Source organism: Mesorhizobium sp. B2-6-2 (assembly GCF_006440615.1).
Lineage (GTDB): Bacteria > Pseudomonadota > Alphaproteobacteria > Rhizobiales > Rhizobiaceae > Mesorhizobium.
In genome coordinates this window covers 317,746-338,335 of sequence record NZ_VFUG01000003.1, presented here as the reverse complement: position 1 = coordinate 338,335, position 20,590 = coordinate 317,746, and the positions used below count along the sequence as shown (strand labels likewise).

The window sequence follows — 20,590 nt, the reverse complement described above, 5'->3', positions numbered from 1 at the left end:
AGAGTTGACCCCGAGCAGATTGAGCAAACTGGCACGGCTTCTACACAACCAGTGACAGTAAAACGGCAAGCGCCGATACTCTAGCGTACTCGGCACGGATTAAAGCCACCTGAGCGACTCGCAAAATTCCCTTAGCCGCCGCTAATATTACTGGAGCAAGGAATGATCCTCTGCCTCCAGCAAGGACAGTTCCCTTCAAGAGGGTCTCCTTGATTTGCCGAGCCCCCCGACCCTGCAAGTGGCCAGTGATTAGGTCCAGCGATGTGGCTTGTCAATGTCCGGCTGGACCATCGCGCTACTCGGTGGCCATGGAGCGAAGACGACTGGTGTGTGAGGGTCTTCCCGCTACCTAGCAAGGCTCCAAATCTCTTGATCGACAACTTTTTGACCCCTATTGCGACCGGCTATCGTCGTTCCGGCGCGTCCACCCGAACACGCCGGCAGGCTTTGCGCCCGACAGCCGCAGATTTTAAGATGGCATTGCCTTCATAGGCATTCCTTGTCGCGATGTCGCGCACGCTCGCGTGCGGCCCGCGAACGTCGGTTTGCGTCGGGAATGTGATGAGCAAATCCAGCACTTGGTCTCGCGGGTTGGCCTGCCCAACGGGGCCGGCGAATGAAGGAAGGCTTGGGCGATGTCGAGCGTCGAGGTCGGATTACTCTATTGGTCGGCCGCGATCACAATCTCGTCGCGATCGCCAGCATCCAGTGCATCGTCTGATAAAGCTCTTTCTTAATGGATTGTAGAACCCCGGTGTCGTGCACAGGATGAGGCGTTAGGTTGGCCATCACCCGGCTTGTCCGCCGGCGAGCTGGGGGGCGCCGTGGACGCCGAGCGGCTCGGCCGGGTCGTCTGGGCACGTGCGGCGTCCTTGGTGTCGTCGAAGACCGTCGGAAAGTCGGATGACGGGAACGCGCGGCAGGCGGGCACTTCGGCCACTTTGCCGTCCAATTGTGTTCACCGTGAAGGTAGGCGCCTCTCGTCCTCGGCTGGGGCGACGGCGGTGTATAGGGCGAACCGTCCCCGAGCCCCATTGTCCATCATCGCGATAATGCGCTCTGGATCGCGGTCAAACGTCGCCACAGGGTACAAAATTTACGCCGAGCCCGAAGTATCGGGCTTATCGCCGACGTTCATCTTCGCAAGGTATTCACCGAACCGATGCGCGCCCGGTTCATTTCCGACCTCGCTCAAGCTCACCGCCACAACGATTATTGAACCAGCCACGATAAGAAAGCCCAGTATGACCCAAAACATCTCCACCTCCGGAACGGACGGTACCGGGCCGTTGGTAAGCTGGCAAGCCGAATATTTGTGCGCGAAAAGCAACCTGTGGCGAACCGTGGTGTCAGACCCGAGTCGATTCGAGCAGGCAGAGGGGCCGGCAGGAGCTGGCAGTACTTATATGGTGAACGGTGAATGCTGACGCTGGCGCGACCGTAAACGCGAATCTTGTGGTCCAACGTCGCTGGGGCAAGGCGACTGCGACAGCAGCAAACAAGTCGCACTAATTGAGCAGCATGGCCTCGATCTCGAGTGTCGTCAGGCACCACCATCATAAGCTTCTGGCCGGTCTGCACCACTTCACCCAGCGTGTAACATCGAGTTGGCTTTACGCGTCCGGCAACAGCGGATTTCAGCGTCCTGGAGCGCTCAAACAACTCGGCCTTGGCCAGATGCTGGCTGAGGTCGCCGATCGAGCGGCCGACATCGATCAGTCATTGTCGATCTTGTCGAGATAGGCCCCGCTCACGCTTCTGGGCGATCAAAGTTTGGAGGTGACCTCAGCAAGCGGCAGTCACCGCCTAGGCGACGATTTGAGCAGTATTTCGAGCTCGTGCCGCGGTGGCGCCGCATATTGGAAGATCCCCTTCAAGGCGTGGCATGAGCCTCTGCTCGCTATGTGGGCAATGCCTTCAAGGCTTCCAGTACCCGGTGGCGCTTGAGGCCAAGTAGAAACTGGCGCCGGCCTGGCTCCATGTTGATGTCGGTCGTGAAGCGGCTTTCGTGCAGCCATCCGTCTACCCTCTCAAAGAGGGCGTCAGTCATCGGAACGTCGGGCGTTACGGCGACTCGCTCGTGGCGTGCCGCACACAGGTCTTTCTGATCGACGCGCCGATAGAGCCGATGCCAGTTGAGCCCACCAGTATCGAGGTCGTCGAGCCAATCCCTTCCGAAATTGAGATGATCCGTGCCGATCCTACCCATGTTGTAGAAGGCAAAACCAGGCCAAAGGTACCACCTGTGACCCGGGGCTGCTCGAACCAATCCGGCAACGATCGCCCGGTCCAACAAGCGAAAAGGGTCCGTTCGCTCAACAGGAAAAAGATCATGATCCAGGAAGCCGACCATCAAAGGCCGGTTGGCAAGGACAATGTTCTGCCAAGCCCAATTCAAGGCATACCCGTGCGATTTGCCGCCTTCCTTTTCATGTCCGACCCATGGATTAGCCGGCACCTGGACGAAGGCAATATTGGCGGCGAGACATATTTCTCGGATCGCGTCGCGAGCTGACGCTGTGGTTGAATTGTCGATAACGACGTGGATGGCGTCGCGCACATAGCGCGCTACAAGTTTGGTCTGCCAGCCGATTACCTGAGGATCATTAAAGCTGATCGTAATCAGTGCCTTTTGACATTTTATGCGCGGTAGCGGAACGGGAGATGCGTTCATGGCCAGGGCGATCCACTCCCGGAGTTGGTAGCGCGCGTGATTCTTACGGTCGATGATCGGCCGCAGCCTCAGCCATTCACGGGTAGAATAGTTTATCAAAGAGCGCGGCATTGCTAGATCCTCAGCTCACCAGCATCGGCGCTGTGGCGCACTAACGCAGGTTCCAGCAGCCGCAAGACGGCGTCGCGTTTTTTCGTCTTTAAAGACAAGTCTCCGTCCAGGCCGACCTCATGGAGCCAAGTTCCCCGCCATTCGCAATAGGCCTGTCTGAGTTCGACCCCCGGCAAGGCAGCGAATGAAGTGATCGGCCGTTGCGGCATGGTGTTTGGGTCCGCGTGCCGATAAAGCACGTTCCAATTTGCACCGCCAGTATCTAGGCGGTTGGCGAACCAGTCGAGCCCGAAATCGAGAGGCTCACGGGCGACCGCATCAAATCGAAAGAAGCAGTAGCCGGCCCAGAGAAACCACCGCGCGCCTGACCAACGCAGATCACCGTAAAAGGCCGCGTCTTCAAGGGGTTCAAAGGGGTCGCATGACTGCGTCGGGAAAAGATCCTGGTCAAGGAATCCGAACGCAGCCGGCGCGGCCGGCTTCAGAATGTTGTGCCACATCCAATTCATCGCAGCGCCGTGAGACCGGCTGGCATTTCTTGCTGTCCATGGATTGACGGGCAGCCTGACATAGACAGCGCCATGACTCGCGCATACTTGCTCGTTTTCATCGGCGGCGACTTCATCGATGCTGTTGTCGGCGATGATGTGCAGATCGTGGCGAACCAGTCCCCTCGTCAGTCGCAACTGCATATCAAGACATTGAGCGTCGCTGAATGCTATGGTCAGCAGCACACGGCGGTCCCGAGCGGCGGCGCAAATAGTCTGAGTGTCGCCTTTCCGTGGTCGTTGCGACAGAAACCGTCCGTCAATAGCTCTATAGCGAATAGATTTGTATGCATGGGTGATCGGCCGAAGGCGGCTCCAATCCCGCAATTTGTACTCTCCTATTGTGATCATGGCGGCGGCCATTCCCTCCAACGGCAGCGCAGGCGGTGGCTGCCCGCCTTACTCGCGAAATAGAGTTACCGGTATTTCGAGATGAAGTCGGACACTGAGTGGTGAAAGTCGGGCATGGCGGCGTGGATCTTTTCATCGCTCCAGTCCCACCACCGAATGGCCAGCAGACCGGCTATGACTTCTGGCTCAAAGCGATGTCTGATCAGCCTCGCGGGGTTGCCCGCAACAATTCCGTAGGGCGGCACGTCCTTTGTGACGACCGAGCCCGCCCCAACAACAGCGCCATGGCCAATTGTCACGCCGGAAAGTACGATGGCGCGAGAGCCTATCCACACATCGTTGCCGATCGTGATCGGACCCTTTGTCAGATCTCGGTTCGCACCAGCGAAAGGATAGGTCGAGACCAGCGACATGGGATGCTCGCCGGCGGCTATGAAAAGAACGCCCGCGGCGATCGAGCAGTAGCTGCCGATAATGACCGGTGCTTCGACCGTCGCTTGGAAGACGTTGCTGACATCAACGCCATAAGTTTTTCGCCCAACAGTAACGTGCCTGCCCGGATATGGCTTTCGCAACCCCAACTTTGTTCGCAATTCTCTAAACATCGCCATCAGGCGTCGATAGCTCAGTGTAGCCAGAAAACCAAGCGACTTAACATCCTGTAGAGGGCGACGCCCAGGTCGGTCATGACGCCCCGATCATTGAGCGACCTTGCGATCTCAAGCTGGTGTTGGCCTTGGCCAGAAAGCCAAGTTAGCCATGGTCTGGGAAGCCAATTTTGACATCGAAAGCGGAACGGCGGCTTCAGTGGGCAGCGAAAATAACGCCCGCTTAATGTGAGCTTTCAGGAGCTTGTCAATCTGGGGCCGGGAAAGCTGAGTTTCTTCAAAGCTTCAGTGACCCCCGGAGGGCCGAATGAACATCCACAAAAATGCCCGATTGACGCCGTTGCGTCGAGGGAAGATGGCGCTCGCCGTTGTTGAAGGACGCCTTTCCAAGGCCGCTGCGGCGCGGACCTATGGCGTGACGCCGAAGGTCGTGGCGCGCTAGGTCGAGCGTTCCGTGTCGGAAGGACCTGCCGGGATGGCAATACCGGTTGCGATGACCGACATTGGACGCAGAATTTTATACGTCGGCCATTTGGAGTCGCCAAAGCCCCGTTATCAATAAGGCAAACGTGCCACAGCTCTATGCCACCAAACGTCTCCAAAGCCGAATCTAGTGTTCGACTTTGTCCACAAGCATCCGCGATTTGGGCTGAGACGCGACCCAGAAAGTTCGAAATGCTTCCAGGAAACCCCAGCCGGACCAAATGTCCCCTGGGAGTGGCCGCCCGCAAAGCCCAATCTTACAGCTTCCGCAGCGCTATTTGGCACCGCCCAAAATTGCGATATACGACAAATGGCGAAGCGGATTTGACCCGATTTCAGATTTCAGGAGCGAATACTTGAGTGATCAAAACGAAGCCGTGACGGCCGATCTTGTCGGGCTGACGGCAGGCCTTGTCTCTGCCTATGTCAGCCAAAATCCCATGCCCGTCGCTGGGTTGCCGGACCTCATCGCGTCGATCCATTCGTCGTTGTCAGGCCTTGGCCGGCCGAGCGTGACCGCGCTTCCGAAGCAGGAGCCGGCTACCAATCCGAAAAGGTCGGTAACGCCTGACTACATCATCTGCCTTGAAGATGGGAAGAAATTCAAATCACTGAAAAGGCATCTTGCGGTACATTACAGGCTCACTCCAGATGAATACCGCGAAAAGTGGGGACTGAAGCCGGATTACCCGATGGTTGCGCCGAACTACGCGGCCCAAAGATCTACGCTCGCGAAGGCGGCGGGGCTCGGACGCAAACCGCAACCTACACCGACCCAAAAGGTGCCCGCCAAACGAAAGCCCTAGGGCTTAGTGATGGCTGGCTGTCAGTGCGTGGGGCGCGCCGTGGGCGGCAGTTAGCTGATCGAGACCCACCCTAATTCCGAGCGATCTTTGGCGAGGTTTATGCTCTATGCTGAGCGTCGCCGGTAGCAGAAGAGTGCTTCTTCGATAGTGGGTCTCGCAACATAGCGGTCTACCGACTCGAACCCCCGTAGATGCTTGGATCAAGGTTGCACCGCAGCGGATCCAGACACCCCGACCTCCTTCAGAAGCGCACGCATCTCGGCGGGAGCCGCAAGACAGAAAGTTCGAAAAGCTTCCAGGAACCCCAGGCAAACTGGACTCGGGGCGCGTGAACTGTCTCAGGGCACGGATTCTTCAGTGTCAGGCCTTCGTTTCGGACTTAGAGCTCGCCTTCAATCACTTGGGCGGGGCCGGGGCATCGGGCTCTAGACCCGCCCTATTTGCCGGCGTCTCTACGCCGGGGCACGACGAGGCCGAAAACACTCTTGCGCGCCCGCAAGTGTCTGTCCTCTCTGGATCAAGAACACTCAAAAATATCCAGGAGGAGGCAGCGCGACCATGCCTGAACCAGACCGGATCATCCGCCTGAAAACCGTCCTTTCCCGGACCGGTCTGTCCCGGTCCACCATCTACCGCAAGATCGCCGAAGGCACCTTCCCGCGCCAAATCCAGATCAGTATCCACGGTGCAGGCTGGCATGAATCCGACATCACTCGCTGGATCGCCAATCCCGTTTCGTGGCGTCCGCGAGACGAGGCCGACAAGTTGTGACGAGGGCGACGCACACTGCGCGGAAAGCTGGCATTCATCGAGAAGCAGCGGTCATGGGGTCGCCGGATCGATATTTGTTGTGGCGCGAGAGGTCACCCAGCACAGATCGGATATGCGGCCAGGGGAAATCGTCTGGATGTTCCCAGTGCTCACCGTCACGCAGGATGACCTTGAGCTTTGCCAAAATGCCTTCGATGGACGTGGCCGCTGTCTGCGGTAGATCATCCAGAAGTGCACTTTCGGCTGTTTCCGATTGCCGGATCAGTTCGTCTGTTCTCGAATAGCCGATCTCAGCATCAGCAGCGTCCCAGCGCGCCTGGTGTGCCGCGAAATCCGCAAGCGCCCTGCCCCATTCGACTTCATTTTCAGGAGAGTAGGCATCGTTCAGGCTCTCGATGGAATGGAGCGTTACGTCCGTACCATCGGCAAGCCGCACCTTGGCGCAGGGAAAGCCGACCGTCCTGGCGAGGTGTGTCTCCAACCGCTGCTGTTCGCGGCACAGCGCCAGTGTCTCATCGTGGATCTTTTGCCAGTTACCACACAGACGAAGAGCAGGATCGGCCGCACTGCTGCGGTCCGTCAGTTCGGCGGCCCGCGACTTTACCTGGAAGGGCCATGCCGCCGCGGCCGTGGCCGTACCCGCTAGCAAGCGCCGCCGGGTGACGAAAGACAAACTCATGCTATTGTCGGAATCAGCCATGATCCGAGCTCCCTGAAGCTTAGACGTGGTTAGGCTAGGCGAGGTGCGCTAACACCGCGTCTAGCCGCACCCAGACCAACGAGGCCAAGGGTATCTTTGATACCTTTGGATCATAAGTGAATGATCTAAAGGGATCAAGAAGAATTGGTAACTGCGGCACAGATGCGGGCGGCCCGAGCGTTGATCGGTCTCTCACAAGCGGAGCTTGCCCGTCGGGCTGGTGTCTCTATTCCGACAATAAAGCGCTGTGAGAGCGACAGTGAACGAACTGCGGTCGTATCCGCTGACACCCAAGACAAAGTCCGCGCTGTTCTTCATGCAGAAGGCGTAGAATTCACAAACGGCAATTATCCAGGCGTCAGATTGCGGCGACCGTGACTGCTGCGTCGAGTTCATCCTTGAAAATGGCGGTGGTGTCGGCGTGCGTTTGTCACGGCGTTCCGAAAGGACGCAGGATCGGTGAAATAGGTCCCGATAGGCAAGGCAAAGCGCGTCATTAGCCGACAATCATTCGATTGCGGCCGCAGTCAGAGGGATCAACCGCGAAGATTTCGACGAGCGGCAGAAGGGTTTCGGGGTCGAACGGCCGCAGACCGGTTCATGCAACTGCCTTCGCTCGCAGAGGTTCGATGTTGCTCTTGCCTGCAATGGTGCCGGCAAGCCGATCGGCCCAACGCTCCAAGGCATCCCGTTTCTCGCTCATATAGTCGTAGCGCGCATATACCCGCGACGTGACCGTACTCTTGGTCGCCGAAACGTGATTCAACACATGCCCGACGATGAACGGCGAAATGCCGATTTCTTCCATGCCCGTCGCAGCAGATCGCCGAAGGTCATGCGGCGTCCACGGTGCAATGCCCATGATCATTGCTACGCCGCGCTTGCTGATCTCTTCTCGCTTCACTGCCTTCGGGACAGATGCGCCGGTAACGGCTGCACGGGCGCCCGGTCCAGGAAAAACGAAAGGCGGTACCGCCCTGCCCTTGCGCTCCGACAGCGCCTTCACGTCTGCGATCTGATCGCCGATGATCCGGATTGCCATTTCGCACAGCGGGACAATATGGTCGCGGCCGTTCTTCGCGCGCCTGGCTGGTATCGTCCAAAGGCCGCGTGTCAAGTCCAGTTCGCCGTGCTCCATGCCGGCGATCTCGCCAACACGCTGTCCGGTAACCAAGCACAGGCGCAGAATGCGGCGGGTGCTTTCCCGCATGTCGGCTTCGGGCAAGGCTGCCCACATCGTCTTGATCTCGTCGGCCGTCAGCACGCGGTCGCGCTCGACCGTTGCGGTCGGCCTAGCCATACCTTCGGTCAAGTTGTTGTCCAGATCGCCACGACCGCGCCCCCATCGGATCATGGCGCGAATGTCCTCGAACACACGGTTTGCCTCGACGGCCGCACCCCGGTCCTTCACCGCGTCGATCGCCTTAGTGATGTCGCGACGATGCAGGTCCGCGAGCTTCACCTCGCCGATGCAGCCAGATGATGCCTTCTCGACCTTCTTTCCGTCAGCGTCATAGCCGGACACATTCTTGCGCAGCCGGCGCGCGATCTCATCGACCGACCGCCGCGATGATGCCCGGCGGGTGAGATAGCTCTCGACCAAATCAGAGACGGTCATCGAGGCGGCGTGCGCTTTCTTGGCGGCCACAGGGTCGCCGCCCTCTTGCACGCTTGCACGAGTATCCTTGGCCTTCTGGCGAGCGCCCTTGTCGGTGCCGAGCGGTGTCTCGGGATAGGTGCCGAGCTTCAACCATTGCCGCTTGTCGGGCGGCCCGTAAACCGCGAACCAGGTCTTTTGCCCACCCGCCGAGACTCGCAGCACAAGACCTTTAACGGTCGTATCGAAATAGTCGACTTTTCGGCCGGAACCGGCCTTGGCAGCCTGGCAGAATTTGTCGGTGAGTTCGAGTTTCGGCATCTGTCCAGCGACCCATCTTGCTACAACCGGTTGCCCGGGGTCCATAAGTGATCTACAGAATGATCTACACAAAACCACGCGCTTTGTCGATACCGGCTGCGACAGGTCGCTACGGGATGAAACATTAATCGGTTGTTATTCAAAGAATTTTTAGAAATTCAGGCTGTCGCACGCTGATCCAGAAAATCACATTGGAAACCCTCTGTTAACCGGTTGGTCGCTGGTTCGAATCCGGCCCGGGGAGCCAAGTTCCACTCGGAACGCCTTATTTCTCGATGTTTCCAAGGCCAAGCCTTTCCCAGCGGTCCACATTCCGGCACGCTCGAGGTTCAACCTCAAGGCAATGTCCGTCAAGCGCATCCTCGACTGTGCCGAAACATCTGATTGTTGTCTGTTTTCAGATGCTGGCGATTGCAGAATGAAGGTAGGCGCCCGGCCAAGTTTTCGTTTTGCCACAACGATCGAGCAGCCGCCGATCTGTCTCACATTCGTACCATCACGACGGACGACATGATCCACGCCGACCCAACGATCTGCGTGAGCGACTGCTCGCCAAGGCGTTGCGCCACACGCTGATTGCCTTAACATGATGCACATGAAGGGGGCGTTCGATATTGTCGATCTGCTGCTGCGCGGGGGTGCGGTCGCGCTGAACCTACTCGTTGCCGTCCAGTTCCTGCGATGGCCTGCGCAGCGGTTCGCGATGACTGGGGGGAGCCTCTTTGCCGTCTCCATCGCCGGCTACGGTCTCGCCTCAAGCGGCCCCGTGACGGATGCGCTGGGCTTGCCTTCCGAGGCGCTTGTCATCGCGGCCGTGCTCGCTTCGGCCTTCTTCTGGTGGTTCGCGCTCGCGCTGTTTCGGGACGACTTCGCGTGGCGGCATGTCTATGCCCTGCCGCCTGGTCTGCTCCTCGTATTCTACGGCATGCGGCAATGGTCAGAGGGACCGGGCCGCACCGCGGGCGAGCTGCTGCATCAGGTCGTGGTGGTGTTGTTGTTGATCCATGTTGTCAGCCTCGCGGTTCGAGAACTCGGGGACGACCTCGTCGATTCCCGGCGACGTTTCCGCGTCGTCGTCGCGCTCGTGCTGCCCGTGGTAGGATTAATCATCGCCGTGACGGAACTCTACAGGCTTCGTCAGCCGCTGCCGGAATGGACCGTCCTCGCTCAATCATCGATGCTGGCGACACTGTCGCTTGCCTTCGCGGTCTGGACGACTGTGATCCGCCAGAACCTTTTCGTCTCCTCCCCTTCGGCACCGCAGCCGCGCGCTGATCGGCTCGGTCCCGTCGAAAGGCTGGAACTCCAGCGCCTCCAGTCCGTGATCTCAAAAGGTTCCTGCTTTGAACCCGACCTTTCGCTAGGGTCGCTCGCGCGCCAGCTCAGCCTGCCCGAGCACCGGCTGCGCAGGCTCATCAACAAGGGGCTCGGCTACCGCAACTTCGCGGCCTTCCTCAACGACCACCGCGTCGCGGAGGCCAAGCGCAGGCTGGCCGATCCGGAGCAAGCGCGCGAGCAGGTCGCCTCCATCGCCTTCGGTCTCGGCTATGCTTCGCTTGCGCCGTTCAACCGAGCGTTTCGGGAACTGACCGGCCTCACGCCGAGCGACTACCGCGCGCAGGCGCTGGCGCGGCACGTCGATTCCGGAAACTCCTGATCGAATCTGGAAATCGCTGTGCGTCCCGTGATCGCGCGCAGCCCGATCCACGCTCTTTGACCAACCATCCTTCCGGTATTCCACCGAAGGGAGCATCCGATGTCCGACACATGCCTGCTGAGTTCGCTCATGAGCTACGCAAGCCACGTCTACCCCTATATTCTGCAGGGTGACCTTATCCGCTATGTCGCCGGGGCGGGCGGCACATTCCTGATCGTCAACACCCTGCTCGCCGGCTGGCTTGCCCGTCGAAGGATTCGCGACGAGCGACCGGACTGGCGCCAAATGGCGCGCGAGATCCTCGCGTCGCTACGGACTGTAGTCATCTTCTCGCTCGTCGGACTTGCCATCGCCCTGTCGGAACGGCTGGGCTGGCTGGCGATCTACGGCGATCCGCTCGATCGCGGGCTGCTATATTTCGCGTTCAACCTCCTCGTGCTTATCGTCGCCCACGACGCCTGGTTCTACTGGTCTCACAAGATCATGCACCGGCCGGGGCTGTTTCGATGGTTCCACCGGCTCCACCACCGTTCGCACAATCCGTCGCCCTGGACATCCTATGCCTTCAACGCGAGCGAAGCGCTGGTCAACGCGGTCTACCTGCCGCTGGCGCTGCTCTTGATGCCGACAAGCCTGCTCGCCGCGTTCCTTTTCACCGCCCATATGATGTTGCGTAATGCTGTCGGTCATTGCGGATACGAGATATTTCCTGCGCCCGAACGGACGGCCGCTGTTCGAGTGGTTGACCACGGTGACCCATCACGATCTGCATCATGCCAGGCCGCGCTACAATTTCGGACTCTATTTCACCTGGTGGGACAGGTTGATGGGCACTGAGGATCCGACTTACCTCACCGCCTTCGCCCAGGCAGCGGGCAAAGCCGACAAACGCCGACCGCAGGTTACACCGCAGCTACCGGCGCCTGCGGCGAAGGGTTAGCGGGAGCATTTTCATGGGCATTTATAGTGAGATGATCCTGCCTCGCCTGGTCCACGGGTCGATGCGCAATCCCGAACTTCTCCCCTACCGCCGGCGCGTATTGGCGCCTGCGGAGGGCCGCGTGCTGGAGGTCGGCATAGGTTCCGGCCTCAACCTGCCGCATTACCCCGAGGGCGTGACCAAGGTCATCGGAATCGATCCTTCGGCCCGCCTCGCAGCGATGGCGCGGCGCGCAGCAAGCAGCGTCGCATTCCCGGTCACCGTCACGGAGCATTCCGCCGAGGCAATTCCATTGGAGACCGGCTCGGTCGACACGGTCGTGACCACGTGGACCTTGTGCTCGATCCCACGCGTCGGCCGGGCTCTCTGCGAGATGCGGCGAGCGCTCAAACCCGGCGGACAGCTGCTTTTCGTCGAGCATGGTCTTTCACCGGACAAATCCGTCCGCCGCTGGCAGGACAGACTCACGCCGCTCTGGAAGTGCTGCGCTGGCGGCTGCCATCTCAATCGGCCGATCGGGAAGCTCATCGAAGATGCCGGGTTCAGATGCTCAGCACTCGAGACAGGCTATGCAAAAGGGCCGAGGCCAATGGTGTTCATGTATGAGGGCCGCGCATCGAACGATGGCTGATCGGTAAGCCGGGGCGCAGTCCGGATATTCTGTTCACGGGAAGTTAGGATAGACCCCCGCCAGAAACCCGCCGCCCCAATGGAAAAGCAGCGGGCTTTGAACAGGCGGCCGCATCCGTGCGGAATCGACCGCCTCAACCCGTCACCCGAGCGCATGGGGATTATTCCATGGCGGGATAACGGTGTGATGGGCTCATAGAGGAGAGGCTTCAGCCCCCCATCTTCTTGGCCATCGCGCAGAAGTCCGCGTGCGACTTGTTAAGTGTCGTGTCGCCGCAGTCTTTCAAAACCGCTGTACGCTCATCCGGCTTCATGGCCATCCAGGCAGTCTTGAAATCCGCCTCGGTTCTCAACGTTTTCATGCCAGCGTCGGTGAAGAACGGCGACATCTTGGCCGGGTCATCGAGCGCGGACGTATTTCCGGCCATCGCGGCACTACCCATCATTGCGAGCGCAACTGCGCTCATGCAGAGTATCTTGATTTTCATTTGAATATCCTCCGGTTAGGTCCCAATGAAATGCGACCGTGACGGAAGAACGCGTAGTCATTCGAGACGTTCCCACGCGTCGCAAACAAGCAAGGCGGTTACGCCCGGATTACGGTGACCGTGCAGCCTCACGCTGCTCCAGGAGCGCTGGCTCTGATCATTAGCCATCGTAGTTCCACCAATCTGAAGCCCGGCATCTCGATTGCTCACTAATTGCAGGCAACGACGTTAGGCCCAACGGAATGGGCATTCAGTCCAAATTGCTGGTCCTCGCGAGGCCAAATAACCTCGCGAAGGAAAGGCAAGGGCAAATGGCCGGGAAACGAGCGATTGCTGTCAAAGACTGGTCTTGCGCCATGAGTGACGAGATTGGCCGCGTGGTCTTGGCCATAAACTCGACCGAAGGTGAAACGACCTACGTTCTTATGACAACCTTCCAGGCGGCGAAAATGGCTCAGGAGCTGCGGTCGCCGAAGATGGTCCCCGATACGACATGCAGCCAGGCCAGCCGCAAGGTTCCTAACGCATGATTGTTGAATTCGCAGGTCCGGCTGGGTCAGGTAAAACGACATGCGCGCATGCGCTCTATGACCAGTTGCGGGCTCACGGACACCCTGCAAGGATTGTTCTCACTGACCGGCGGGCTGCTCACCGATCCATGCTGGACCCCGGCGGCATTGTCACTGCGATGGGTCGAGTCGCTCGCGCGGCTGCACGCTCGATTGGCATGGCCTGTCGCCCATCCGCAAATGCCGTCGACTTCAGAATTCGCGCGAACCTGGTGCACACACTGCCTCCCACAAACTTGATCTGGCGCATCAGGCTAAGTCAATACGTTCTCCGCCTTGCCCGCGCATGGCGCCAATCTGCCACCAGCGAGGAAATTCTTATTTTCGACGAAGCCTTCGTTCAGGCGGTTTCGATGCTCGCCTGCTTCAGTGAAACAGCAGATGAGACGTGCCTTGCTCACGCGCTGGATTTCATCCCCGAGTCGGACGTGGTGGTTAGAATCGACGCCTGCGAGCAACTTCTCATCGAGCGGCTTGACCGGAGACAGAAGAGCCACACCTTTGCCGAGCGTTTGTTCGAAACCGGATTGGACAAAAGGCTTCAGTCGGCCACTGTCGTGGCGCGCGTATGCGGCTTGCTGACGGCGCGCGGCCGGTGGATCATTGACGTCGACGCTAACAATCAACGCGCACTAACGCTGGCGATCGACGAAATCGAAGAGGAAATCTTGGCGAGGTACAAACGCGGCTTGCACCCGGCAGCCTATCAGCCAATTCCGTTGGATTGATTGGCGGCCTGCAACGGAATTCCAGTCACCGTCGGCAAGATGGCTGCAGCCGCCAAACATCACCGCTGCCTCTACCGCGCATGGGCAGTTCCGTCACCGTAGGTCCAGGAACAGCCGTCGGGACTTATTGGCAAGGCGGGTCTTGGTTCCCACTGGCCGGCTAGGCATCCTCCATTTGTATGGCAAGAATCTTGGGTCGGGCTGATAGGCTCGATCTCAGCCGGGGCGTTGCGAGCCTTGCTGGTCAGGCCCGGCCTGACTGGTTCTACCCCGCCAGCCTTGCCGGGCTGCTTCTCCGAGGTGCCGGCCCGCTGTCGTCGCCGGCTAGGCCTCGTCGTGTTCGATCCCAACGCTGTCCCCGTCACCATGGACCCTTGTTCCGATCCCAGTCGTTGGTTTTGTCGGGCGGCAGCATTTCGGATTTCGCGTTGCTTGTCCTTGCGCGGCTTGGGACCGGGCAGATCGCGCGATGATTTAGATTGAGCTTATCCCCGCGGTCGAACAGAATGGCCCCGAATCTCCTGTTGAGGGATGCAGCCGTCCGACTTGTAAGCGTTCGCCGCTGCTTGCCAGGGCCGACAGCGCCGGCGCGAGACTAGCAAACCATGTGGCTTGGGAGCGCGGCGGTTCGCCGTCGATGCCCGTCGTCGCCTTCATTCAACGGTTCCAGCAGCGCGGTACAATCGATCAGATCGTGAAACTGGGCGCTTGGATCAAGCCGAAGGCAGGAGCCGTAAGATCGCAGGCTTCGCAGCCCCTGCATTTTTTGCAGCCTCGCCCGACGTTCCGCTTCTCCCGGCAATGGCCGAGTTGAGCTTTTGTCCTTTTCCATCGGAGACTGCATGAGCAGCCCCTCCCTGAGGTTTCGGTCGCAGCGACGATCCTATTACTCTCGCAGCGACGATGCCATCATCCATTTGGAGGGCCAATGCCTTCGGCGGGACTGAGGGGAATTACGGCATCCGGCGACAGGAACCTTTGCGGAAACCACCCGTTGACCCTGCTGCGAGAGGGGTCGACGATATCTGGGATCCGTTGCCTTGGACGCAAAAACTGACAGAAAAGAGCGCGAAACCGCTCCCACGGAGGAACCGCGGGCTCAGCCCCGGTCCGATCGGCAGCAACGCCCGCCGGGCGACGACAAGCGCGTCGAAGACACGCCCGTCGAAGACAAGTGCGTCGAAGATGGGCGCGACGACGACACGCAAGCGCAAGACGCGCAGGCGAATGACGGTTCGTCCGACGGCAACAAACCCGGCCTCATCAGACGCCATCCCTATATAGCGGCGATCGTCGCCATCCTGATCCTGTTGGTCATCGCGGCCGCAGTCATCTGGTGGATCAACGCACGGCACTATGAATGGACCGACGATGCCTTCATCGACGCCCGAACGGTGACGGTCGGCGCGGAAATTGCCGGGCGCATCACCGACGTTGCCGTCACCGACAACCAGCCGGTCGAGGCCGGCGCCGTGCTTCTGCGCATCGACGACAGCGACTACCAGGCCTCGCTCAAACAGGCTGAAGCCGGCGTGGCGGCGGCGCAGGCCGAGATCGCCAACGTCCAGGCCCAGACCCAGGCGCAGAACGCCAAGATCGATGTCGCCGGAAAGCAGGTGGCCCAGGCGCAGGCCGCGTTCGAATTCGCCAAATCCGAGGACCAGCGCAACCGCGAGCTGCTCGCCAAGGGCACGGCGACGCAACAACAGGCACAGCAGGCCGCTTCGACCTTGCGCCAGGACCAGGCAGCGCTCGATGCCGCCAACGCCAATGCCGAGGCGGCGAAAAGCCAGGTTGCGGTTCTGCAGGCACAGGGCAAGAGCGCCGAGGCCAAGCTTCGGCAGGCCGAGGCCACCGAGGATCAGGCCAGGACCACTCTCGCCCGCACGATGATCACGGCGCCCGTGGCAGGCCATGCCACCAACATCACGGCGGCGAAGGGCACCTATGCGCAGCCCGGCCAGGTGCTGATGATGTTCGTGCCCAAGGACGTCTGGGTGAAAGCGAACTTCAAGGAGACGCAGCTCGACCTAATGCGGCCGGGCCAGCCCGTCGACATCGCCATCGACGCCTATCCGGAAAAAACCTTCCATGGCCATGTCGACAGCGTCCAGGCCGGCAGCGGCACGGCGTTCAGCCTGCTCCCGGCCGAAAACGCCACCGGCAATTTCGTCAAGGTGGTGCAGCGCGTGCCGGTCAAGATCGTCTTCGACCAGCCGCCGGGCGTCTATCTCGGTCCCGGCATGTCTGTCGTGCCGACGGTCAAGGTCAGATGAGCGATGCCGCAGCAGTCCAGGGCGACCAAAGCCGGTCGGCGGCCGGCGGGCGTAATCCCTGGCTTATTGCGATCGTCGTCTCGATCGCCACCTTCATGCTGGTGCTCGACACCTCGATCGCCAATGTCGCGCTGCGCAATATCGCCGGCAGCCTGGCCGCCGGCATGGACGAAAGCACATGGGTGATCACCACCTATCTCGTCGCCAACTCCGTCATCATCCCGGTCAGCGGCTGGCTCGCCAGCGTCATCGGCCGTAAGCGCTATTACATGATCTGCGTGGCCACGTTCACGCTCGCATCGCTGCTGTGCGGGCTGGCCCCCAATCTGCCGACGCTGATTGCCTTCCGCATCCTGCAGGGGCTCGGCGGCGGCGGCATGGCGCCGAGCGAGCAATCGATCCTCGCCGACACTTTTCCGCCGGAGAAGCGCTCCCAGGCTTTTGCCCTCTATGGCATTGCGGTCATCGTTGCGCCAACGGTCGGCCCGACCATCGGCGGCTGGCTGACGGACAATTTCTCGTGGCACTGGATCTTCTTCATCAATGTGCCGTTCGGCATCATGTCGCTGGCGCTCGTGCAATGGCTGGTCATCGAGCCCGACATTCTCGAGCGCGAGCGCCGCGAGCGGCTGAGCAAGGGGCTGAAGGTCGACTGGATCGGCTTCATCCTGGTGGCGATGGCGCTCGGTTGCCTCGAAGTCTTTCTCGACGAGGGCCAGCGCAACGACTGGTTCGCCTCGGCCTTCATCACCACCTTCGCCGTGATCTCGGCTGTGTCGTTCCTGCTGCTTCTTCCTTGGGAGTGGACGAGGCGCGACCCGATCGTCGACATCCGCCTGCTTTTCAGCCGTCAGTTCGGCATGTCGTTCCTGGTCATGATGGCGGTCGGCGCGGTGCTCTTCAGCACCACGCAGCTCTTGCCGCAGCTGCAGCAGACGACCTTCGACTACACCGCCACCCTTTCCGGCCTGTCGATGATGCCGGGCGGCATCGCCATGCTGATGCTGATGCCGATTTCGGGCTTTGCCGCCGGTATCGTTCAGCCGCGCTATCTCATCATGCTGGGCATGTCGGTGGTCGCGGTCGCGCTCTGGCACACGACCTCGCTGACGCCCGATGCCAGCTTCGGCTTCTTCGCCTATGCGCGCGTCTACATGATGATCGGCCTGCCGTTCCTGTTCATCCCGATCTCGACAGCCGCCTATGTCGGCCTGCCGCCGCAGAAGACCGATCAGGCGTCCTCGCTGATCAATGTCGCGCGCAACCTCGGCGGCAGCATCGGCGTGTCGCTGTCCAACACGGTGATTGCCCAGAACGCCCAGCTCCATCAGTCGGTGCTGGTCAGCCACACGGCGCAGTCGAGCGACACCTATCAGCAGACGCTTCGCCAGGTGACGGACCATTTCGTCGCCGAAGGCTCGCCGCTGGCCGAGGCCAGGCAACAGGCCGTGGGTTGGATCGGCCAGGAGATCGGCCGCCAGGCTTCGCTGCTCGCCTATGTCGATGTCTTCTTCTATTGCGCGGTAGCGACGGCGCTGCTTGTGCCGCTCGCCCTGCTGTTGCGGCCGCCGAAGTCCGGGACAGCCAAACGGCAGGACAGTCCCGCCGTGTGACAGAGCCGTTTGCAAAAGAATGCTTGTGGGTCAATGTCGGTCGGGCGATGGTGCGGCAATTTGGAGGGGACTATGCGCAACATCACAATACCGGCACTGTTGGCGATAGCCGCCGTCTACGCGACCGCGGCCAACGCCTTGGACAGCGGCAACACGCCGGTCGTGGTGACGTCGCTGGCGGCGAAGACGACGACCGCATCGGGCCAGCCGATCACGCTGCCGCAAAAGAATGTCGAGGTTCAAGTCTCGTCATACCAGATAGCCCCCGGCGCTACCCTGCCGGTGCACAAGCACCCCTTCCCGCGCTATGCCTATGTCGAGCAAGGCACGCTCAGGGTCGCCAATGTCGAGACCGGCGCCGCCAACACCTACAAGACCGGCGACTTCATCGTCGAGATGATCGGCCAATGGCACCAGGCCACCAATATCGGCACCGATCCAGTGAAGCTGCTGGTGATCGATCAGGTCGAGCAAGGCGCCAAGAACACGATCCTGAAACAGTAGCCGGCGAGAGGCCCGCTTCGGAGCGGGCGCCCTCCTCCCACCTTACCCCCAGGCGCCCACGGGTTGCCGCGTGGTGGCGTTCAGGCGGTTGAACGCATTGATCAGCGCGATCTGGATCACCAGGGCGGCGAGCGCCTTGTCGTCATAATGGCGCGCCGCTTCGTCCCAGACGTCGTCTGGCACCGCGTCGGAGCGGTCGGCCATGCGTGTCGCGGCTTCGGCAAGCGCAAGTGCCGCGCGCTCTGCGTCATTGAAATAAGGCGTCTCCCGCCATGCCGACACGGCGAAGATTCGCTCGTCCTTCTCGCCGGCCTTCTTCAATTCACGCGCATGCATGTCGACGCAGACCGCACAGGCGTTGATCTGGCTGGCACGCAGATGAACGAGCTTGCGCGTCACATAAGGCAAGCCGCCGGCTTCGGTCGACTTGTCGAGCGCCAGCAGCGCCTGCAGCGCGCCCGGAATGAGCATCACCGGGTTCTTCAATCTTGCTTCCATCATTGGTCTCCTTCGGACGTTTTTTGCGAGCCCTGGATGCAGACGCATCAGGGGACTTGCACCTCATGTCGGCGCAAATGTCGGGATCAGCTCTGCCCGGCGGCAACCTGCTCAAGCCGCTCCAGGATGCGCGGCCAACCGCTTCCCATGCCTTTGTAGCCAGGCTCGTCCTGCGGCCTGAAGCCGGATTGCTCCATCCGCACCCGGGTGGCATCGCCTTCTGGCGTCAACGACCATGTCACCACCGTCTTCAGACCACTTTCGGACTCGCTTCCGTCGCCCCAGCTGTAGGCGAGCAGCCTTGGCGGTTCGACCCTTAGCACCACGCAGTTCGTCACACCTGACCAGCCGGGCACGGGCTTTGCGCGGAAGGTGAAGCGATGGCCTTCGACCGGCGCGAAGTCGTTTTCCATCAGCCATTCGGCAACGAGATGCGGAAATGTCAGCGCACGCCAAACCTTGTCGGCGCCGTGTGGAATGAGCCGCTCGACAACGATCGATTTGGTTTCATTCTTCGTCGGGTCTTTGGCGATATCGTCCATGACATCCTCCTTGTCCAATTGTTCCAGCAATTTCTGCAAAGCCGCGAGACAGCGCTTCCAGTGACGGCTGGCGCGTCGATAGCTCTGCGCATCCCGCGGTCTGAAGCCCGATTGTTCCACGCGCAGATGGGTGCCGGTTTCGGTCGGCGTCAGTGTCCAGGTGACGACAGTCCGCAGGCCGGTTTTAGTGCGATCTTCTTCACCATCTCCAGGTGGCACGTCGTGCTTCCCATTACATCAATAACTCAGCAGCTATGGGTTATCTATAACCTGACAGTTATGAATGTCAACGGCATTCTGCACCAAGCCTCGATAATCACCGCCGGCCCCTGGATCGATCGTTGCGGCTTTCGCAGCAATCGCCGCGATGCTAGGGCTGGCCATCTGTTGAAACATGGATGGACATTGGTGACCGACGCCCGACTCCCCCTGATCGAAATCTGCGTCGAAGGCATTGACGGGCTGCTCGCCGCGCAGGCCGCCGGCGCCGACCGAGTCGAGCTTTGCGCCAGCCTGATCGAAGGCGGCATCACGCCGAGCCTGGGCACGGTGCGCGCCGCGCTCGAAAGCGCGACCATCCCCTTCCATGTCATCGTGCGACCGCGCGGCGGCGATTTCCTTTACAGCGAGACCGAATACCGCTCGATGCTCACCGATGTCGAAGCTCTTCGCGAGCTCGGCGTCGCCGGCGTCGTCGTCGGCTGCCTGACCGCCGACGGCGCCATCGACGAGGCGCGCATGCGCGCATTGGTCGAGGCCGCCGGCCCGCTCAATGTCACCTGCCACCGCGCTTTCGACATGACGCGCGATCCGGCCGAGGCGCTCGAAGCCCTGATCCGCTGCAAGGTCGGCCGCGTGCTGACCAGTGGCCAGCGCGACACGGCGGTCGAAGGCGTCGAGCTTCTGGCGGAGCTCGTTCGCCAGGCCGGCTCGCGCATCATCATACTCGGCTGTGGCGCACTTGCCCCCGACACGATCGGCGAGGTACGCAGGCGTACTGGACTGACCGAGATGCATTTTGCAGCACTTGCGGACGTGCCGAGCGCCATGCGCTACCGCAACCCGAATGTCGGCATGGGCGGCACCGACCTCGACCGCGAATACCGCAACACAGTGACCGATCAAGCCAAGGTGGCGGCGACGATCGCGGCCGCGAAGGCCTGATGGCAAGGACG

Annotated in this window: 20 protein-coding genes and 2 pseudogenes; 13 read left to right on the top strand and 9 right to left on the bottom strand. The window is 60.6% G+C overall.

Going from position 1 to position 20,590, the window contains the following annotated elements; translation table 11 throughout:
• Positions 1–1,900 precede the first annotated feature (1,900 nt).
• The 3 genes from FJ419_RS09700 to FJ419_RS31430 all read right to left on the bottom strand — a co-directional run bounded on the left by FJ419_RS09700 (position 1,901) and on the right by FJ419_RS31430 (position 4,295).
• Entirely contained in the window at positions 1,901–2,785 is an 885-nt protein-coding gene (locus tag FJ419_RS09700; RefSeq protein WP_140690311.1) for a hypothetical protein, read from the bottom strand.
• A 2-nt stretch (positions 2,786–2,787) separates the two neighbouring features.
• Positions 2,788–3,519: a hypothetical protein gene (locus FJ419_RS09695; RefSeq protein WP_140690308.1), complete on the bottom strand. Its 732-nt coding sequence runs from the start codon at positions 3,517–3,519 to the stop codon at positions 2,788–2,790.
• A 230-nt stretch (positions 3,520–3,749) separates the two neighbouring features.
• Entirely contained in the window at positions 3,750–4,295 is a 546-nt protein-coding gene (locus tag FJ419_RS31430) for a CatB-related O-acetyltransferase (RefSeq protein WP_140690305.1), read from the bottom strand.
• A 304-nt stretch (positions 4,296–4,599) separates the two neighbouring features.
• Between FJ419_RS31430 and FJ419_RS09685 the strand changes: the two are divergent.
• The 3 genes and pseudogenes from FJ419_RS09685 to FJ419_RS09670 all read left to right on the top strand — a co-directional run.
• Positions 4,600–4,731 (top strand): annotated as a pseudogene (locus FJ419_RS09685) (IS481 family transposase); the annotation flags it as partial.
• A gap of 400 nt (positions 4,732–5,131) precedes the next feature.
• Positions 5,132–5,581 carry a MucR family transcriptional regulator gene (locus tag FJ419_RS09680; protein WP_140690301.1) on the top strand — a complete coding sequence of 150 codons (450 nt, stop codon included), beginning with the start codon at positions 5,132–5,134 and terminating at the stop codon, positions 5,579–5,581.
• Positions 5,582–6,139: 558 nt separating this feature from the next.
• Positions 6,140–6,352: an AlpA family phage regulatory protein gene (locus tag FJ419_RS09670; protein ID WP_140690298.1), complete on the top strand. Its 213-nt coding sequence runs from the start codon at positions 6,140–6,142 to the stop codon at positions 6,350–6,352.
• A 34-nt stretch (positions 6,353–6,386) separates the two neighbouring features.
• Here the strand turns inward: FJ419_RS09670 and FJ419_RS09665 are convergent, their stop codons facing one another.
• Positions 6,387–7,052 carry a hypothetical protein gene (locus FJ419_RS09665; RefSeq protein WP_140690295.1) on the bottom strand — a complete coding sequence of 222 codons (666 nt, stop codon included), beginning with the start codon at positions 7,050–7,052 and terminating at the stop codon, positions 6,387–6,389.
• A gap of 162 nt (positions 7,053–7,214) precedes the next feature.
• Between FJ419_RS09665 and FJ419_RS09660 the strand changes: the two genes are divergently transcribed.
• On the top strand, positions 7,215–7,430 hold the full coding sequence (locus tag FJ419_RS09660) for a helix-turn-helix transcriptional regulator (protein WP_246679171.1): 216 nt from the start codon (positions 7,215–7,217) through the stop codon (positions 7,428–7,430).
• 220 nt (positions 7,431–7,650) lie between these two features.
• Here the strand turns inward: FJ419_RS09660 and FJ419_RS09655 are convergent, their stop codons facing one another.
• The gene (locus FJ419_RS09655) at positions 7,651–8,970 is read right to left on the bottom strand and encodes a site-specific integrase (RefSeq protein WP_181170653.1); all 1,320 of its coding nucleotides are present in this window, start codon (positions 8,968–8,970) and stop codon (positions 7,651–7,653) included.
• A gap of 586 nt (positions 8,971–9,556) precedes the next feature.
• Between FJ419_RS09655 and FJ419_RS09650 the strand changes: the two genes are divergently transcribed.
• From FJ419_RS09650 to FJ419_RS09640, 3 genes are all read left to right on the top strand, one after another.
• Positions 9,557–10,627: a helix-turn-helix domain-containing protein gene (locus FJ419_RS09650; RefSeq protein WP_140690285.1), complete on the top strand. Its 1,071-nt coding sequence runs from the start codon at positions 9,557–9,559 to the stop codon at positions 10,625–10,627.
• A gap of 129 nt (positions 10,628–10,756) precedes the next feature.
• The gene (locus FJ419_RS09645) at positions 10,757–11,464 is read left to right on the top strand and encodes a sterol desaturase family protein (protein ID WP_210241654.1); all 708 of its coding nucleotides are present in this window, start codon (positions 10,757–10,759) and stop codon (positions 11,462–11,464) included.
• A 116-nt stretch (positions 11,465–11,580) separates the two neighbouring features.
• Entirely contained in the window at positions 11,581–12,198 is a 618-nt protein-coding gene (locus FJ419_RS09640) for a class I SAM-dependent methyltransferase (RefSeq protein WP_140690281.1), read from the top strand.
• Positions 12,199–12,406: 208 nt separating this feature from the next.
• Here the strand turns inward: FJ419_RS09640 and FJ419_RS09635 are convergent, their stop codons facing one another.
• Positions 12,407–12,685 carry a hypothetical protein gene (locus FJ419_RS09635; protein ID WP_140690277.1) on the bottom strand — a complete coding sequence of 93 codons (279 nt, stop codon included), beginning with the start codon at positions 12,683–12,685 and terminating at the stop codon, positions 12,407–12,409.
• A gap of 242 nt (positions 12,686–12,927) precedes the next feature.
• On the opposite strand from FJ419_RS09635, the gene FJ419_RS09630 reads away from it, so the two are divergent.
• From FJ419_RS09630 to FJ419_RS09605, 5 genes are all read left to right on the top strand, one after another.
• A complete protein-coding gene (locus FJ419_RS09630) occupies positions 12,928–13,215 on the top strand; it encodes a hypothetical protein (RefSeq protein ID WP_181170652.1) in 288 nt (95 codons plus the stop codon).
• Entirely contained in the window at positions 13,212–13,982 is a 771-nt protein-coding gene (locus FJ419_RS09625; RefSeq protein ID WP_181170651.1) for a hypothetical protein, read from the top strand. Before FJ419_RS09630 ends, FJ419_RS09625 begins: the two co-directional genes overlap by 4 nt.
• Before the next feature lie 1,040 nt (positions 13,983–15,022).
• Positions 15,023–16,258, top strand: a complete 1,236-nt coding sequence (locus tag FJ419_RS09615; RefSeq protein ID WP_246679161.1) for an HlyD family secretion protein — start codon at positions 15,023–15,025, stop codon at positions 16,256–16,258.
• Positions 16,255–17,871: a DHA2 family efflux MFS transporter permease subunit gene (locus tag FJ419_RS09610; RefSeq protein WP_140690270.1), complete on the top strand. Its 1,617-nt coding sequence runs from the start codon at positions 16,255–16,257 to the stop codon at positions 17,869–17,871. Before FJ419_RS09615 ends, FJ419_RS09610 begins: the two co-directional genes overlap by 4 nt.
• Before the next feature lie 72 nt (positions 17,872–17,943).
• Positions 17,944–18,375, top strand: a complete 432-nt coding sequence (locus FJ419_RS09605; RefSeq protein ID WP_140690267.1) for a cupin domain-containing protein — start codon at positions 17,944–17,946, stop codon at positions 18,373–18,375.
• A gap of 42 nt (positions 18,376–18,417) precedes the next feature.
• Here the strand turns inward: FJ419_RS09605 and FJ419_RS09600 are convergent, their stop codons facing one another.
• The 3 genes and pseudogenes from FJ419_RS09600 to FJ419_RS31425 form a co-directional block, all read right to left on the bottom strand.
• Positions 18,418–18,873 (bottom strand): carboxymuconolactone decarboxylase family protein, encoded by a 456-nt coding sequence (locus tag FJ419_RS09600; protein WP_140690264.1) that lies wholly within the window; start codon positions 18,871–18,873, stop codon positions 18,418–18,420.
• A gap of 86 nt (positions 18,874–18,959) precedes the next feature.
• On the bottom strand, positions 18,960–19,415 hold the full coding sequence (locus FJ419_RS09595; protein ID WP_140691065.1) for an SRPBCC domain-containing protein: 456 nt from the start codon (positions 19,413–19,415) through the stop codon (positions 18,960–18,962).
• Positions 19,416–19,448: 33 nt separating this feature from the next.
• A pseudogene (locus FJ419_RS31425) lies at positions 19,449–19,634 on the bottom strand (SRPBCC domain-containing protein); the annotation flags it as partial.
• 189 nt (positions 19,635–19,823) lie between these two features.
• Here FJ419_RS31425 and FJ419_RS09585 point away from each other — a divergent pair.
• Positions 19,824–20,579 (top strand): copper homeostasis protein CutC, encoded by a 756-nt coding sequence (locus FJ419_RS09585; RefSeq protein WP_246679160.1) that lies wholly within the window; start codon positions 19,824–19,826, stop codon positions 20,577–20,579.
• Positions 20,580–20,590 lie beyond the last annotated feature (11 nt).